We start from the raw sequence: 15,109 nt of genomic DNA, 5'->3' as shown, positions 1-15,109 counted from the left end.
AGTCATCGGTTCCGGGTACGGAGCCGATGGCAGTCAGTCACATCGTCAAGCCCAGCACAACCGATCACACGCACACAGCAACATTATCGACAAACCAAGTTATTCACAACCGGTGTCATCCCGAACGCCTGATGCAGAGCAACGGTAGGTCACGACGGGTGACGAATCCGAGCTTCTCGTAAGCGGCTCTCGCGCCCTTGTTTTCGCCGTCGACGTGGAGGAACGGCACTCGCCCTTCGCGGAAGATCGCGTCGACGAGCGTGGTGACGAGTCGGCGGGCATGGCCCTGGCCCCGGTGGTCGGGGTGGGTGCAGATGCCGCTGATTTCACAATGGCTGGCGAGACCCATCCGCTGGCCCGCCATCGCGATCAGCCGGCCTTCCCGCCGGACGCCGACATAGGTCCCCAACTCGATCGTCCGCGGCCGGAAGTATCCGGGGAACACCCGCGCCGTCAGGTCGAGCATGTCCGGCACGTCGTCCGGCCCGAGCACGGCGCAATCCTCGCCATCGTCCGCGGCGCCGAGGCGTCGTCCGCAGACCATCTGGGACACCAAGGAACGGCGTTCGACTTCCCAGCCGGATGGCAATGACAGCTCCGCACCGATCATGGAGAGCCGCTCGCCGGGCGTCGCCAGGTCGAGCATCTCCGCTTCCGCCTCCGCGTCGAGGCCGGTCTCAGCGACGGCAATGAACGGCGCGACGTCGGCGGGATACCGTTTGACACGCCCCCCACCCAGGGCAAATCGGGCCTGCCGGGTCACGAGGGCACTCCAGATCGGATTGTCGAGCATGGTTCGTCCAAGGTTCGCGAAATCCCAATTGGGCGGACGCTCAGACCAAGACGGGCCAACCGCCGGACGAGCGCTTTGACCTCCATGGGGTGTGAGGGTACCGATCCGGCGAAGCGATCCGAATCACCATCACCACAGCGGCAACAAACCTCGCGGTTCCAGCTTGATGGCAAAACTCCAGGCCCCCTCGCGACCGATCCAGGGCGACGCCGTCTGCGCCGAGGTCCGAAGATAGGCGTAGCTCGTCTGCCGACTCACCTCCGCGTCATTGTCGGTAATCGCAAGCGCGAAGTGAAGCAGGGAGCCGGCGGCGGCGGGAGCGTAGGCCGCGCCGTCCTTGGTGTCGATCAGCGCCAGCGGGATTTCCATCTCGACGAGATAACCGTCGTCGGTCTTCTTGGCGGTCGCCTTCCAGTCCACGTCGGTGAAATCCGACGCAATCGTTTTCCGGTGCCCGGCCGCGTTGACGAGTAGCTGGAACCCCTCGCTCGACCCTCTCACCGTCCCGTTGCCGGGGTCTGATATAAAGTCATTGGCAACCCGGTCCCCGTCGATGAAGACCTCCACGCCATCATTGTATTCCGGATTCGTCCGGTCGTTCTCATCGGCGTCGACGAATTGATCGCGCACCCGGAAGGCCAGGAACAGCGACTTGTCGGAATAGGCGGCGTAGACGACGAGGCTCAAGTCAGCGGGTGTCTTACTCTTCGTCGGGTCCACCACGATCGGAGCGGTTGACGAGTCCCCGGGAATCAGGCTCTTGGTCGGGTCGATGAGATGCTCCTGAAACGCGGCGAGCATACTATCCTCGGTCCAACTGATCGAAACAGGGGCACCATATTCGTTCTTGCCGATAACACCGTCGGCGATGGGCGATGGCTTCCCGTAAGCGGCCACGATCGTCAATCGGTCGTCCGGCTTCTGGATATACCTCTGGTAGACCACCAGGCCACCCGCAACCAGGGCCACCAAAACCATCATCCCCGGCACGCTCACCCGCAGCAACCAGCCTCGCCGCGCGGATCTGGGCTTGGATTCGGAAGAAGAAGGAGTTACGGCTTCTTCGGCGGACATAAGCACTTCTCCCCTTTGAGATTTCCCCGATCAAGGCCGTTCGGCTCGCTCGCCGGACGGCCCCATCAGTGCTGACATGAAGATCCAGCAGAAACCTAAAGCGGATGCGATGCAAGTCAAAACGAAAAAGATCATCCGACCCGGCCCCTTGACCTGGGGACAAATCGTCCCCGTCGGGTGCGCGGCCAGCCGGGCCTTCATCACGCATGCTCCGGACCACCCTCAACAGGTGGACTTGGCCTTCCTTGATGTTGAATCATGTGCAAGCCGCTGGACGCCAAGGGTTAGATTCAACCCGTGACGCCCAGCGGCCTTCGCATCGCTATGGTCGCCCATCAGTCAGAAAATCAATCAAGGAAAACCGAGACCAACCGCTCAGCGAAGCCCCGGTCTTTGCGAGAACCGAGCCGAGCGCAATCCAGAACGGGAATTGGAACGCCCATTGCGGCTGAACGGCGGGACAATCGACGGCGAATGGTGAAGCCCACTGCGCCGGGATTCGAATGGACCTCGCCGCACAAGGGGTTTTCTTGCGCGGTGAGGGAAGAGGAGGGGGTATAAGGCCGATTGGGGGGGACGGCTTTTTTTCAGACAGGCGCTTTACCGTTCAATAGAGACGGGTGACCTCCGGGGAGGACCGAATGATGTTGCCGTCGCTGTCGGCCGCCAAGAAAAAGCTTTGAATGATCTTGGAGGACGTGTATTCCTTGCCGACGACCACATTCACGCGGTAGCGATCGTCCCAAAGCGGTCGTACGTGGACCGCCAGCAAGTCGGCCGGGGAGCCGAGCGAGCGAACCACTTGTTTTCGGATGAGATCAAGAAGCCTGCCCTGCGTCGCGGAACTCAGTTCTTCGGCAGGCAACGATTGGGGCGTATTTGGCTTGGTCGGCCGCCGCGCGTCCGGAGTCGGGTCTGGGCCGCTCATCGGCGATCCTCACTTCATCGGGGTTCCACCACCGTTCCTCAGCACACTATCGAGCGATTATCGACTAAATTATAAAGTATGGCAACTTTTTATTTATCAGGTTTCTCGGACCTCGCCGAAAGCCGAACCGTAATTCCCGGTCGGCTCCTTCGCTTTTGGCTGGGAGCGAGCGAATGAAGGCGGGTGGACACGGCCCACGATTGAGGAGGAGGCTCGAGCAAAGGGCCTTTCCCTGGACGGCCTCAAAAAACGCGGTAGACCTGGCCGGTTTGCCGCCCCTCGACGCTCCTCGTGAACGCCAGGGCCGCACGGGCGGCCGGCACGGGCTCAAATCCGGGAAAAATCGCCCGGATTGCGGGAGACGCCTCGACGAGCACATTGGGACTGACGGCGTTGATCCGGAGGCCGCGCGGCAGTTCGATGGCCGCGGAGCGAACGAAGCCCTCAAGGGCGCCATTGACCATACTGGCCGACGATCCCCCGGCAATCGGATGCTCAAAAGTGATGCCCGTCGTCAACGTGATCGAGCCGCCGTCGCGCAACTGGTCGCGAGCGGCCAAGGCGAGATTGATCTGGCCAAGAAGTTTGCTCGTCAAGCCGAGCGTGTGCCGGGACTCACCGATCCCGGCCGGCTGAAAGTCGGCCAACGGGGCGAACTCAACATGCCCCGCGGCAGACACGACCGCATCGAGCTTGCCCACTTGCGCCAGCGCGTCGCAGATACTGGCCGCGTCACTCAGATCGAGGCGCAAATCGCCCGACGTTCGCCCCGCGCTGATGATCTCGTGCCGAGCACCCAGTTCGGCCGCCACAGCGCGGCCGAGGGTGCCGGTGGCCCCAACGACCAAGACACGCCAGCGAACCCCTTGCTTGTCGGCCATCGTGCCCTTTCTTCGCTTGAGTTGGAGTCGTCCGTTCAGAACGTTTAAAATCAAGGTCTGGGTCAAATGCTCTCGCCATGCGGCAAGGAACGCCATGAACCGTCCCAAATCCGCGATCGCCGTGCTGGTCGTTCTCTACAGCCTACTGGTCGCCCTGGTGATCGTATCCAATCCCTGGCTGCCCGAACGAGTCGCGACCCATTTCGGGTTCAACGGCGTGCCCAACGGCTGGATGTCACGCCCCACCCACGCGGCGTTCACCCTGGGGACGGCCGCCTTTACCGCCTTGGTCTGTGCCGGCTCAACCTATCTCTCACGGTTCCTCGCCGACTCCCTGATCAACATCCCGGATCGGGCCTACTGGCTGGCGCCCGAACGTCGGCGAGAGACCCAGGACAAGCTCTTCAGCCTCGGCCTCTGGATCGCCTGCCTCACCACGGCACTCTTCATCGCCCTGCACCTGCTGATCGTCCGGGCCAATCGAGCCGATCCCGTCCGCCTTCCGCCCGGAGAAGGGCTCGGCTTACTGGTGGCTTTCCTGATCGGGCTCGGTGGAATCATCGGATTCTCCGCGACCCGGTCATGGCGGATCCCGAGCCAGAATGAGAATTAATTAATAATCTTGTCATGCAGATACGACGACTCTCACGGAATCGAGCCTCACGGGATTCGGCTCCGCTTCAGTTCCGTTCAGAACGCGTTCAGAATTTCCAGGCCATACCTTGGGGCGGCCTCGATCAGCCTGGCGATGTCCTCCGGCGACAGTGGAATCGGCGCATCATCGCGACTCTGAAGCCGCGTGCCCACTTCGGCAAAGAACGCTTCCAAGCCGGCGGGCGTGATCGTGACGATCATCCTGCCGGGGGTTGAGCCGACGTTCGTGAAGTTGTGGGGGATGTCGCGGTGAGCGAAGAGGAATCCACCGGCAGTGACCCGGACCGGCTCGCCGGCCACGATGAACTCGAACTCGCCGTCGATGACGTAAAACGCCTCGTCTTCGCGACGATGGACGTGGGGCGGTGAGCCGCTCCCCGGCGGCACGTAGAAATCGAGGACGGAGTAAGCGCCCCCGGTCTGGGCACCCGTGAGCAGGAACGTGTAGCGGTCGCCGACCACCGAATAGACGACATGGTCGCCTGGAGCGTTCGTCGATTTCATCGTGGATTAACCATATCCGTGAGATGGGATATTGGAGGCGCCTCGAGCGACGGTTGAGGATACGAAGAGCAAACCTCGGGTTCAAGAGTGCCTACTTCTAACGCGGCCCCCACAACACACAAACAACCTTGCATTAATTGACAAAACGAGGGCTCTTCGCGGCGAAGAGCCCTCGTCCCTTTTCGGTCCTGGGACCACCGTCGGGCCCGGGCTCGGCCTCCCGTCAATTTCTGTCGTGACTGCCCAGGATCGAGAAGATGTCGTCCAGGCGGCGGTGAGAGGACCGATGGCCCCCCCGGTCGGCGAGCGAGTCGAACACGAAGTTCACCTCGGCATTGACAAAGTCCCGCAGGGCCGAATCGACCGCCAGCAGGTCTTGCCGGAGCTGCGCCTTCGATGCCCCGCTGCTGAGGTCCATGTTGAGGCTTTGCACGGCCAACTGGAACACGTCCTGGAAGGCCGTCACCCTTTGCTGCTCGGCGGGCCCTTCCGGGGTGCCCGGGGCCACCGGCGCCAGTGAGCCGAACAGGCCATGCGTCTCGTTGAAGAGACCGGCGGTGAAGTACACCGTGTTGGCGTTGCCGCCATTGCCGCCGTTGCCGACCTGCAGCGCCCACAGCCCATCGATCTGGATGGGCTCGCCGTCGGGGTCCTTCAGGTTGCCCATGAACTCGCCGGTCGTGGGGTTGAAGACATCGATGAAGCCGCTCCCAAAGTTGCCCACCAGCAGGTCACCGCTGAGGTCCCCGAAGCTTGAGGGCGCCAGCGCCAGGCCCCACGGCGAGTCGAGCGGGCCGCGCGAAACCAGGCGCTCGTTCCCGCCGGGCAGGCCCGGCGTTCCGTCCAGGTTGAACACGTCGACGAAGCCGTGGCCCTGGCCGCTCACGTCGTCGTGCTTGTTGGCGTCCTGCTTGGCGTAGGTGACATAGACCTTGCTGCCCAGGACCTGCACGTTGAACGGGGCGTAGCCGCCGGGGAGGTTCGTGTCGGCGAACGCGCCCGCCGCCAGCGTGACGGCCTTGAAGTTGGTGTCGTAGACCTCGACCTTGCCGGAGCGGAAGTTGGCGGCGTAGAGCACCGTCGTCGTATTGGAGTCGGACGCAAAGATCGGCGTGCCGGGCGTGGCGCTGCTGGCAATGGTTAGGCCCTTGTAGACCGCCCCAGTTTGCCTGGCGGGATCGGTCACCGTGAAGTTATTCCCGGAGTTGTCCGCGACGATGATGGCGTATTTGCCGGCCTTCGCCGGGTCAAATCCCGTGGGATTGACGGCAGGGTTCCAGCCGACGAGGGTACCGTCCTCGGTGGCGAACAGGAAGATCGCGGAGGCGGTGATCGGGTTTCCGTTCTTGTCGACCCCACTGACCTTGAATCCCCCCGTCGCGCCCCCGTTGATGTTGAACACGGTCCCGGTGGGAGTTCCGCCGGTGCCGAGCGGAGCGCCGGGCGCCGGGATGCTCACAACCAGCGGGTTGAGCGTGACCGGCGCGTTGGGGGCGCCCGGGGCGTTGTAGAGCGTGGACACGCCGGCGTTGTTGTCCGAGAGCCAGAAGGGGCTGCCGCTGCTTTCCGAGATACCCCACGGGTTGACCAGGTTGGGGTCCTGGAGCTGAGCGACGCCCGGTAGATCCGACACCAGGTTGGTCTGCAGGACGTTGCCGGACAACAGGCAACGGTCATCAAGGGCTTCCGGACAGGGGCTGGCCTGGAAACGGCGTGCGCGACGAATTCCGGTAAACAAGGTCGACCTCCGAGCAAGGACCAAGATGAAAATCGGGTTAATGAGGACGCTCCAGAAGAGCGGCTCGGCCGTGTCGTGCAGGCACAATCGGCCATGTCGCTCCCTTCTGGTCTTCGACACCAGTTATGGTGTATCGCCGGCGCAAGAGGGTGGGGCCGCTCAACAGGCCCTCGCCATCGGCGCAATCACGCCGACCCGCTCCGCTCACGGGGCCGGTAAAAGGGGTCGCTCTCCGGTTTCTTGGAGGGACTTGCAGCCTTTCTTATGCGATTCATGCGGGAGACTCGTCTCCGAGGTGAGCCCGCCCTGTCACGGCTCACCGCCACCCTGCCCCAATCGCCAAAGGTGGATCGCGGGGCAGCGCCAACCCGCGGCTCGACTGAACCCGTCCCTTTGGTAGTGCACCGAGGCGATGTCGCGGTTGGATTTTTCTTTCAAGATTTTCTCCGGGCAAGGCCGGCCCTCGGCCTGTTTACAAGCGCGGCGCTCGGCTCGGGGCATTCCCTGACGCGGCTGGCTCCTCATGCCTATCGCGGGTTAGAAATGTAATGTCCGGGGAAGTGGGAGTTCCGAAGTGTGGTCCAAGTTCCTCAAGAACACCTGATCGTCGCGGATCGTCTCCAGTTCAGCGATCACGCGACCATCTTTGAGTCGAGAGGGACCTCGCCCACCTTTGACGAAAGTCTTGAGGCTCGAGGAGGGGTGAAGGATGATCCAGGGAGCGCGGAAACGGATTCTGATCACAGGGGCCACCCGCGGGCTCGGCCGCGCGATGGCGGTGGAGTTCGCCGAGCTCGGTCACACCGTCGTCGGCTGCGGGCGAACGGCCGGCGCGATCGCGCGGCTACGCGAGGAGTTCGGTGCGTCCCATGACTTCACGGCGGTTGACGTCGCCGACGATGGCCAAGTCAGGGCCTGGGCGACTGACGTCCTCGATCGGCTCGGACCGCCTGATCTGCTGCTCAACAACGCGGCCCTGATCAACCGGAATGCGCCCTTGTGGAAGGTCGGGGCCGACGAGTTCGACCGGGTCGTCGACGTCAACCTCAAGGGGGTCGCCAACGTTCTCCGCGCCTTCGTCCCGGCGATGATCGAGCGCGAAACCGGGGTGATCGTCAACTTCAGCTCGGGCTGGGGCCGCTCCACCGCGCCCGAGGTCGCTCCCTACTGCGCGACCAAATGGGCCATTGAGGGTCTGACGCGTGCGCTGGCCCAGGAACTCCCGACGGGCCTGGCCGCCGTCCCGCTGAACCCCGGGATCATCGACACGGAGATGTTGCAGACCACCTTCGGAGGCCGAGCGAAGCATTTTCTCAGCCCCGAGGCCTGGGCCAAGGTCGCCGTACCGTTCCTGCTGACGCTCGGGCCGAAGGACAATGGCAAGCCACTCTCGGTGCCGGGGCAATGAAAGCGGCTTGGGACGATCGATGGATTGGCTTCAGGATCAGGAGCCGCGGCGCTTCGCCAGGCCGTCGTGGACGAACCGGGTGAACATGTCGCCGGTGAAGAACCCGCTGGCCCAGGTCGCGTCGAAATCCTTGGTCGGTTTGGCGGCGACGACCTCGTCGGCGGACTTGCCGGCGTCGAACAAGGGGGCGACTCGGTCGTAGACGGTGACGAGCATCTTGCGAAAAACGACGAGGTCCGCCCGGTTCGCGATCGGACCGTGTCCGGGGATGAACTTCGTGTTCGGTCCGGCAAGTTTCAAAAGGCGCTCGGCCGCAGCAATCATGCCGCCGATCCAGCCCCGGCTCGAGCCATCGATGTAGGGGTAGAGGCCGTTCGAGAACAGGTCGCCGGTGTGGATCAGGTCGCGTTGGGTGAAGTGGGCGATCAGATCGCCGTCGGTGTGCGCGGGGGGAACCGCGACCAGGTGGATCGTCTCGTCGCCGACGTGGAGTTCCCCCTCATCAAACGTCAGGATGGGCCACGCCGCGGGAGGCGAGGCCGGGATGGTCAGCTTCAAGAGTTCGATGGATTGCGCGGTCATGAGCCGCTTGCGCGTCGGGGCGCTTGCGACGATCGTCGCTCCGGCTCGGCCGAACGGTTCGTTGCCTCCCGCATGGTCGGGGTGCCAGTGGGTATTGATCAGCACGGAGACGGACTCGCCGGCTCCAACCCGCCTGGCGGTCTCGAGGATCTCCTGCCCCCGCGCGGAGACCCCCGAGTCGACCACAACCAGCCCGTCCGGCCCGCGCAGCACCACCACGTTGCCGCCGGGGCCTTGGATCAGGTCGAGGCGAGCCCCAAGATTGCGGACTTCGAGCGGGGCCTTGCCGAACTCAGCCCCGCTCTTGCCGACGGCCTCGGCCAGGCCGGAATCGCCGTGCGGGCCATCTCCCCGCGCCGGACCGGCGAGGAGCAGGCTTCCGACCGCCCCGAGACCGGATTGCAACAACGTACGTCGACGCATAGACACGTCCTCATTTTCCAATAAAGTCAAAAAGAGTTCGCCCCGCGTCGGTCACGCGACCAGGCCGCCGTCCACATTGATCCTTTTGCATTTCGATATTCATCGAAATAAACAGCTCGAAGGAACCACCGGGTGTCGGCAACCTCCGGCGGCGGCCTGGCCCGTCAGGAGTCCAGCGCCATCCGCTGCCCTAATTCTTTGCGGTACGCGTGCAACGTGGCACGACGGACGCTCAGGAACGCGCTCTGCGCCTCGCGGCGGACCTCGATCAGGCCCGCCTCGGTCAACTCTCGAAGGTGATGGGACACGGTCGCCTGGGAAACAGGCAACTCCTCCACCAACCGCTTGCAGGGCAACTCACCCGGCTCGGCCGCGATCCGCTCGAGAATCGCCAAACGTTGCGGATCCGCCAGCGCTTTCGCCACCTGAAGAAACTGCTTCGCGGTCATTGGTCATCACGTCAGTTGTGCTTGTTCGACGCTGGTCAATATAGACATCCATCAAACAAAGTCAAGGAGGGTGGCGGCGGGCTCGGGTTCCGTTGTTTCGGACCTGAGGGGCGGGCGGCCGAGGCAGGGGGGCCGTGATCGTTCGCGGGGTCATTCGGTGATCTCACGGATGACGCGGCAGGGGTTGCCGGCGGCGATTACGCCTGCGGGGATGTCCCGCGTGACCACGCTCCCCGCGCCGATGACGGAGCGTGAGCCGATCTTGACGCCTGGGCAAATGATCGCGGCGCCGCCGACCCAGACGTCGGAGCCGATCTCGATTGGCTTGGCGAACTCCTGGTTGCGCCGGAGCTCGTGGTTCAAGGGGTGGGTGGCGGTGTAGATCTGGACCGAGGGGCCGAACAGGGTGAAGTCGCCGATCCGCACCTGGGCGACGTCGAGCACGACGCAGTTGAAGTTGAAGAAGACCCGTTCCCCGAGCACGATGTTCACGCCGTAGTCGCAGAAGAAGGGGGGCTGCATCCAGACGCTCTCGCCCCCCGCGCCAAACAGCTCCCGGAGGATCCGCCGGCGCTCCTCCTGCTGGGCTTCTCGGGTGGCGTTCAGCTCCTGGCAGAGGTCCCGCGCACGGTCGCGTGCCGCGCAAAGCTCGGGGTCGTGAGGATCATACATTTCCCCGCTCAGCATTTTGTCTCGTTCGCTTCGCATCGAATCTCCCAAATATCAAATTTTTCCTGTCGCACCCAACGAGTACGGTTTCTCCCCCCAAGCAGTTTCCCTCATTCCAGCTCGGAATGAAATGAAGGGAATGCTCCCTGGCTTTTGGGATAGCAAACGCTGTTCCGCATCCTGAATCCGCCCACCCAACCCCCGGTCGCTCGTGGTTTCGAGCAAAAGAAAAGATGCAACTTCCGGAGAACCTGTTCCTGATTCGATTGTTTAACGATCTCAGCACGCGCGCCACCTGACGCTAGTGTCTTTCCCTTGTTTCATTCTGGGCCGATCTCGGTATGATAAACTTGAGAAACTCGATTTTGATTGCGGAGTGAATCCGTTTATGCATGCAGCACACCGTGGAGGCCCAGCGCAAGCAATCCAGGGGCGATCCCGGCGTGAATTCCTGCGCGCAGGGGGCCTGGGGCTGCTCGGGCTCGGGCTGCCCACTCTGCTGGCGGCTCAGAGCCTCTCGCCCTCGTTGCCGGCCGCGACGTTCGGCCGGGCCAAAGCATGCATCATTTTATTCATGTGGGGAGGACCGGCCCAGCAAGAGACCTGGGATCTGAAACCGGACGCTCCCGAGCAATTCCGCGGGGAGTTTCGGCCGATCGCCACGAACGTCCCCGGAATTTTCATCTCCGAGCACTTCCCCCACCTGGCCCGCCAGGCGCATCGGCTCGCGATCATCCGCTCGGTGCATCATGGCGATGTGAACCATACCACGGCCACGCACGAACTCCTGACGGGCAAGTCGATCTCGACCCCCGGCGGCGGCCCCACCAGCGACGACTGGCCCCACTACGGCGCCGTGCTGGCGCGACGAGGCCGCGGCCAGGAACGAACCAGCCTCCCGCCGTTCGTGCAGATGCGCCCGACCGTTCCCGACGGCGCCCCTCGTTTCGTCGAGTCGAGCCACGGTCAGGGGGCCGGCTGGCTGGGACCGACGCTCAACCCGTTCACGATCGATGACGACCCCAATCGCCCAGATTACCACGTCGGGGCAATCCGTCTTCCTGATGACGTTGGTTTGGGGCGGTTCGGCGATCGCCAGCGATTGCTCCAGGCCGTCGAGTTCCAAGCAAGGCACTTGGAGCAGTCGGCGCAAGTCCAGGCTCTTGACGCCCACTACAAGCGTGCCTACAACCTTCTTACCGCGAAGCGTGCACTCGAAGCGTTTGACCTGGAGCGTGAAGATCCCCGGATTCGCGCCCGGTACGGTTTCCACCCGCACGGCCAAGCAGTACTCCAGGCCCGTCGACTCGTGGAGGCGGGTGTATCCTTGACGACCGTATTTTGGCAAAATGATGGACTGACGAACGTGAGCGTGTACTGGGACACGCACAACCGTAACTTTATCGACTTGAAGACTCGTCTGATGCCAGCGAGCGACCAAACGTTCTCGGCCTTGCTCGACGACCTCGACACCCGTGGCCTCCTTGACGAAACACTCGTAATCTGGACGGGTGAATTCGGCCGTACACCTCGCGTGGGGCAGGGGGTGGTGGGTGGCGCCGGGGCGGGACGCGATGGCCGAGACCACTGGCCGCACTGTTTCACCACCGTTCTCGCCGGCGCGGGGATCCGCGGCGGTATCGTTTATGGCGCATCCGATCGCTGGGCCGCGCACCCGGCACGAGACCCTGTCACCCCCTCCGATATTGCCGCGACGGTCTACCACCTGCTCGGCGTCGACCCTGCGCTGGAGTTGGCGGACTCACTCGGCCGGCCGCTCCGCCTTTGCTCGGGCACGCCGATTCACGGCGTACTCGGCCGGGCTTAACCCCCCTTGCGGGGGAGCTGCACGCGAGAGATTGAGGAAGAGACTCGTTATATGACCCCATCCCTGGAACGGCTTGCTGAGTTGGTGCGGCAGGCCGAAGCGAAGAGCCGAGCCAAAAAACTCGGCGCAGAGACCCAACAGGCGGCCGAGCAGTTCCGCACGGCCGAGGTTCGCGCCAACCGCGCTGCACAGCGGCTCCGCGAAGTCCGGCCCGTTCGGTTACGTGAACTCGAGCAGGCCGAGATCGACGAGCAGCACCTCAAGGAGCTGGTCCGCAAGCTCGCCCAGTATAAGTCCGCCCTCGATTCCGACGCCGACCCCGAAAACCTGATCGCGGACGCCCAGACCGAGATCGAACGCAAAAAGCGCGAGGCGCAAGCGGAGATCGAGTCGGTCAGCCGCGAGTCGGACGAGGCCCGGCGCGAACTCCGCACGGCCATGGACCACTACCAGCAGCTCCGCCGCGAGCTCGACCGGCTCCAACCCCAGCTCGCCGATAAGTTCTCGAACGAGGACCGGCTGCTCTGGGACGCCGAGATGCACTTCCCCGGCGGCCAGTTCCAGACGCTGGCCCGCGAAGTCGAGGCCAGCCTGAACTACTTCGGGATGCTCGGTAAACTCGAGCAATACGCCCAACTGAAAATCTGGATCGGCCGCTTCCGGATGCACCAGGCCGCCAACGATGGCGAGATGACCGAGGACAACCAGGCCCTCTCGCAACGCACGTTCCACCAGCTCAAAACCCTCTCCAAGCAGTACGAGCCGGGTTACATCGAAGCGTTCCGGCACGACTTCCACACCGACTGGACCGCCTACGTCGCCGAGGCCCAGGAGCAATTGCTCCTGGCGACCGAAACGGCCCGCCGCTCGAAAGACTGGGAGCAGCAACGCCAGGAGAGCCAGGCCCGCGACCTGGAACGGCAGCAGTTGAACCGCGAGTCGGGCCTGGCGGCCCTCGAAGAGCTCAAGGCCCTGATGGCGCGGACCGCCTTGCCCGACGAAGGGGTCGAGGAGTTCCTCACCCAGTTGAAGCAGGTTGTCAGCGGTCTCGGCGCGTCCGACCCCGCGGTTCTGGAACTGGTGATGCCCTACCGCGAGGTGATCTCCGGAGGCAACGGCCTCCGAGCGCTGCGCCGGAATCTCGACCGGATCCGCCAGGAAGAGTCCAAGGACGACGACACCCTCCAGGAACGCTACGAAGACCTCATCTCGGCCACCCAGGGGTTACGCGTCCTGATGATCGGCGGCAGCGTTCGTGAAGACGTGCGCCGGACTTTGCAACGGCTCTTCGAATTCGACAAGCTTGACTGGGAGCCGTACGAGGACGCCAAGCCCGCGATGCTCGACTCGATCGAAAGGCGGGTCCGCAACCATGGGGTCGACCTCGTCTTAATTCTCAAGAGCTTCATCGGTCACCACGTCCCTGAGCGACTTCGTCCTCTCTGCGAACAACAAGGGATCCCTTGCCTCATGGTCGAGCGCGGCTACGGACCGACCCAGGTCGGCGAGACGCTCCGCCGTGGCCTCCTCAAGTCGGCCTGAATCGAACCCGGGTGCAAGTGGGTTCCGGACGGAAGGCCAGCCGGCCCGTTTCGCGGGTCGGCTGGGCATGGCCCACCCTCGCGCTAGCGCCTTCAACCTCGAAGTTCGATTCGGCAGATCGTCCGGTGGCGGGCCTACGATTCCGGGGCGGGCCACTTCAGGGACCGGAGCGAATCCGAAATGAGATTCGCGTGATTCAGCTCGTAGACCCGCCAGGGGTTGCCCTGCTTGTCCTGCCGTCGCCCCCGGTTCTGCGTGTTCGACAGGATCAGGCGGGCCGGCCCTTCCTCGTCGCTGGAGGCGAGTAGGTCCTGCCTCACCCGGGATGAAATAAACACAACATCGTCCGTCTCCCTCCCGATCACGCTCATGACCCGCTGCCCCCCGTTGATCCCTTCGCCGATGTAGTTCCAGTCGTTCCGGTCCAGGTCCCAGAAGCAATAGACGGGACCGACATGCACGCCCATGCGGAAGTGGATCTCCACTGAGAGCAGGCTCTTCGCCCCCAGCAACTCGATGAGCGCAGCGAGGTGGGCGGCGAAGTAGGTCCCGTGCGTGGCATCCTTGAAGACGAAGATATAGCCGTCGCCGATGCAGAGCATGGTTTCGAGGTCGGCCAGGGCGCGCTCCGCGAGCGGATCTCCTTTCCAAAAGTCGGGCCGCCGGGCGAGCCGGGCGAGCCCATTGACGATGAGGACCTGCTGTCCCGGCCGGAATCTCGAGAAGTCGGAGATATCGGTGTAGACGAAGACCCGACGGATGGGCCAATTGGACAGCCTGCGGACGTCGGAGGTCTCGTCGTCGAGTTCCTCAGTCAAAGTCCGATCGAGTTCCTCGGGGACCCAGAGGCTCGATTCCTCGCCGACGATGCCGTCGGACTCGCCCACCTCGCTCGATCCCGGCCGGGGCAAGACTGCGGTGAGCAGGCTGAAGATCCGTCCCGTGCCTCGCGGCGTCGCTCCGGACCGACCATGTCCGAGCGCAGCCCGACCGGACCTATCCTGCCGCACGATGGGTCTCGCAACATGCTCCTTGCAGTGCTGGACAACCTCGTCCCGGGTCTCGAACAGGACGTCGAACGGCGGGAGCCAGGGATTCCGCGTCACGAGGGGATGCTCCTGGGTCCTCCTGACCTCATCGGCAAACGCCATGAAGGATTCGTCTTGGGAATCGACCGGGCGCTCTTCCTGCCCGCGGAAACGCCGGATGGCCTGACCGGGACTCCCCGCATTCTGCTCGACCTTATACATGGCGTCGACTCCTTCTCCTCGGCTCCCGGGCCGGCCTACTCCACACCGATGTGCGTCCCCTTCTCGGTCACCGGGCGCGTCATGAGCGGGACCAGCAAGATGAACCCCAGGGCCAGGACGGCGAACAGCCAGGACACGTCGAAGTCGGCCAGGGAGGCCGCCTGCTGCTGGCGGAGGTCCGTCAGCGACGGCCAGGTCATCGTGCTGGGACGCACCCTTCTTTCCGCAACGTCTGGAGTTCATTATCGCCGAATTTCGCGTCGATCGCCTCCCTCGCGCACTGCGCGCACGCCAAAGAGCTCGGGTCATCCTGGCCCGACGTATGCAGACCGTGTGAGAAACACTCGAGGCGCTACCCGCCGGTCAAGTCGAGCGGGTTCCGCTCG

The 15,109-nt window shown here is 63.8% G+C and carries 15 protein-coding genes; 4 read left to right on the top strand and 11 right to left on the bottom strand.

Annotated elements, in window-relative coordinates; all coding sequences use genetic code 11:
- Window positions 1–115: 115 nt before the first annotated feature.
- From BUS42_RS20780 to BUS42_RS20765, 4 genes are all read right to left on the bottom strand, one after another.
- A complete protein-coding gene (locus BUS42_RS20780) occupies window positions 116–793 on the bottom strand; it encodes a GNAT family N-acetyltransferase (protein ID WP_074309357.1) in 678 nt (225 codons plus the stop codon).
- A 129-nt stretch (window positions 794–922) separates the two neighbouring features.
- Complete coding sequence (locus BUS42_RS20775) at window positions 923–1,774, bottom strand: sugar-binding protein (RefSeq protein WP_074309355.1); 852 nt, start codon at window positions 1,772–1,774, stop codon at window positions 923–925.
- A gap of 700 nt (window positions 1,775–2,474) precedes the next feature.
- Window positions 2,475–2,795 carry a tautomerase family protein gene (locus BUS42_RS20770; protein WP_074309353.1) on the bottom strand — a complete coding sequence of 107 codons (321 nt, stop codon included), beginning with the start codon at window positions 2,793–2,795 and terminating at the stop codon, window positions 2,475–2,477.
- A gap of 242 nt (window positions 2,796–3,037) precedes the next feature.
- Window positions 3,038–3,676: a short chain dehydrogenase gene (locus BUS42_RS20765; RefSeq protein ID WP_074311284.1), complete on the bottom strand. Its 639-nt coding sequence runs from the start codon at window positions 3,674–3,676 to the stop codon at window positions 3,038–3,040.
- Between the two features lie 94 nt (window positions 3,677–3,770).
- Here BUS42_RS20765 and BUS42_RS20760 point away from each other — a divergent pair, with 94 nt between their 5' ends.
- Window positions 3,771–4,289 (top strand): DUF1648 domain-containing protein, encoded by a 519-nt coding sequence (locus tag BUS42_RS20760; protein ID WP_074309351.1) that lies wholly within the window; start codon window positions 3,771–3,773, stop codon window positions 4,287–4,289.
- Between the two features lie 77 nt (window positions 4,290–4,366).
- Here BUS42_RS20760 and BUS42_RS20755 read toward each other — a convergent pair whose 3' ends face one another.
- Both BUS42_RS20755 and BUS42_RS20750 read right to left on the bottom strand, forming a co-directional pair.
- Entirely contained in the window at window positions 4,367–4,834 is a 468-nt protein-coding gene (locus tag BUS42_RS20755; protein ID WP_074309350.1) for a cupin domain-containing protein, read from the bottom strand.
- Between the two features lie 223 nt (window positions 4,835–5,057).
- Complete coding sequence (locus tag BUS42_RS20750; RefSeq protein ID WP_074309348.1) at window positions 5,058–6,659, bottom strand: TIGR03118 family protein; 1,602 nt, start codon at window positions 6,657–6,659, stop codon at window positions 5,058–5,060.
- Window positions 6,660–7,281: 622 nt separating this feature from the next.
- Here BUS42_RS20750 and BUS42_RS20745 point away from each other — a divergent pair.
- Entirely contained in the window at window positions 7,282–7,980 is a 699-nt protein-coding gene (locus tag BUS42_RS20745) for an SDR family oxidoreductase (RefSeq protein ID WP_074309346.1), read from the top strand.
- A gap of 36 nt (window positions 7,981–8,016) precedes the next feature.
- On the opposite strand, the gene BUS42_RS20740 is transcribed toward BUS42_RS20745, so the two are convergent.
- The 3 genes from BUS42_RS20740 to BUS42_RS20730 all read right to left on the bottom strand — a co-directional run bounded on the left by BUS42_RS20740 (window position 8,017) and on the right by BUS42_RS20730 (window position 10,142).
- Complete coding sequence (locus BUS42_RS20740) at window positions 8,017–8,985, bottom strand: MBL fold metallo-hydrolase (RefSeq protein ID WP_083670384.1); 969 nt, start codon at window positions 8,983–8,985, stop codon at window positions 8,017–8,019.
- A 164-nt stretch (window positions 8,986–9,149) separates the two neighbouring features.
- Window positions 9,150–9,434 (bottom strand): ArsR/SmtB family transcription factor, encoded by a 285-nt coding sequence (locus BUS42_RS20735; protein WP_074309344.1) that lies wholly within the window; start codon window positions 9,432–9,434, stop codon window positions 9,150–9,152.
- Between the two features lie 150 nt (window positions 9,435–9,584).
- Entirely contained in the window at window positions 9,585–10,142 is a 558-nt protein-coding gene (locus BUS42_RS20730) for a sugar O-acetyltransferase (RefSeq protein WP_074309340.1), read from the bottom strand.
- A gap of 349 nt (window positions 10,143–10,491) precedes the next feature.
- Here BUS42_RS20730 and BUS42_RS20725 point away from each other — a divergent pair, with 349 nt between their 5' ends.
- Both BUS42_RS20725 and BUS42_RS20720 read left to right on the top strand, forming a co-directional pair.
- A complete protein-coding gene (locus BUS42_RS20725) occupies window positions 10,492–11,931 on the top strand; it encodes a DUF1501 domain-containing protein (protein WP_074309339.1) in 1,440 nt (479 codons plus the stop codon).
- Window positions 11,932–11,982: 51 nt separating this feature from the next.
- On the top strand, window positions 11,983–13,473 hold the full coding sequence (locus BUS42_RS20720; protein ID WP_074309337.1) for a coiled-coil domain-containing protein: 1,491 nt from the start codon (window positions 11,983–11,985) through the stop codon (window positions 13,471–13,473).
- 134 nt (window positions 13,474–13,607) lie between these two features.
- On the opposite strand, the gene BUS42_RS20715 is transcribed toward BUS42_RS20720, so the two are convergent.
- Both BUS42_RS20715 and BUS42_RS42910 read right to left on the bottom strand, forming a co-directional pair.
- A complete protein-coding gene (locus tag BUS42_RS20715; RefSeq protein WP_074309335.1) occupies window positions 13,608–14,723 on the bottom strand; it encodes a nucleotidyl cyclase domain-containing protein in 1,116 nt (371 codons plus the stop codon).
- A gap of 35 nt (window positions 14,724–14,758) precedes the next feature.
- Window positions 14,759–14,938, bottom strand: coding sequence for a hypothetical protein (locus BUS42_RS42910; RefSeq protein WP_143206414.1), 180 nt, complete (start codon window positions 14,936–14,938; stop codon window positions 14,759–14,761).
- Between the last annotated feature and the right edge of the window lie 171 nt (window positions 14,939–15,109).

This window comes from Singulisphaera sp. GP187 (genome assembly GCF_900129635.1).
Classification (GTDB): Bacteria; Planctomycetota; Planctomycetia; order Isosphaerales; family Isosphaeraceae; genus Singulisphaera.
The sequence above is the reverse complement of the archived record's forward strand: the minus strand, read 5'-3'. Positions and strand labels throughout refer to the sequence as shown.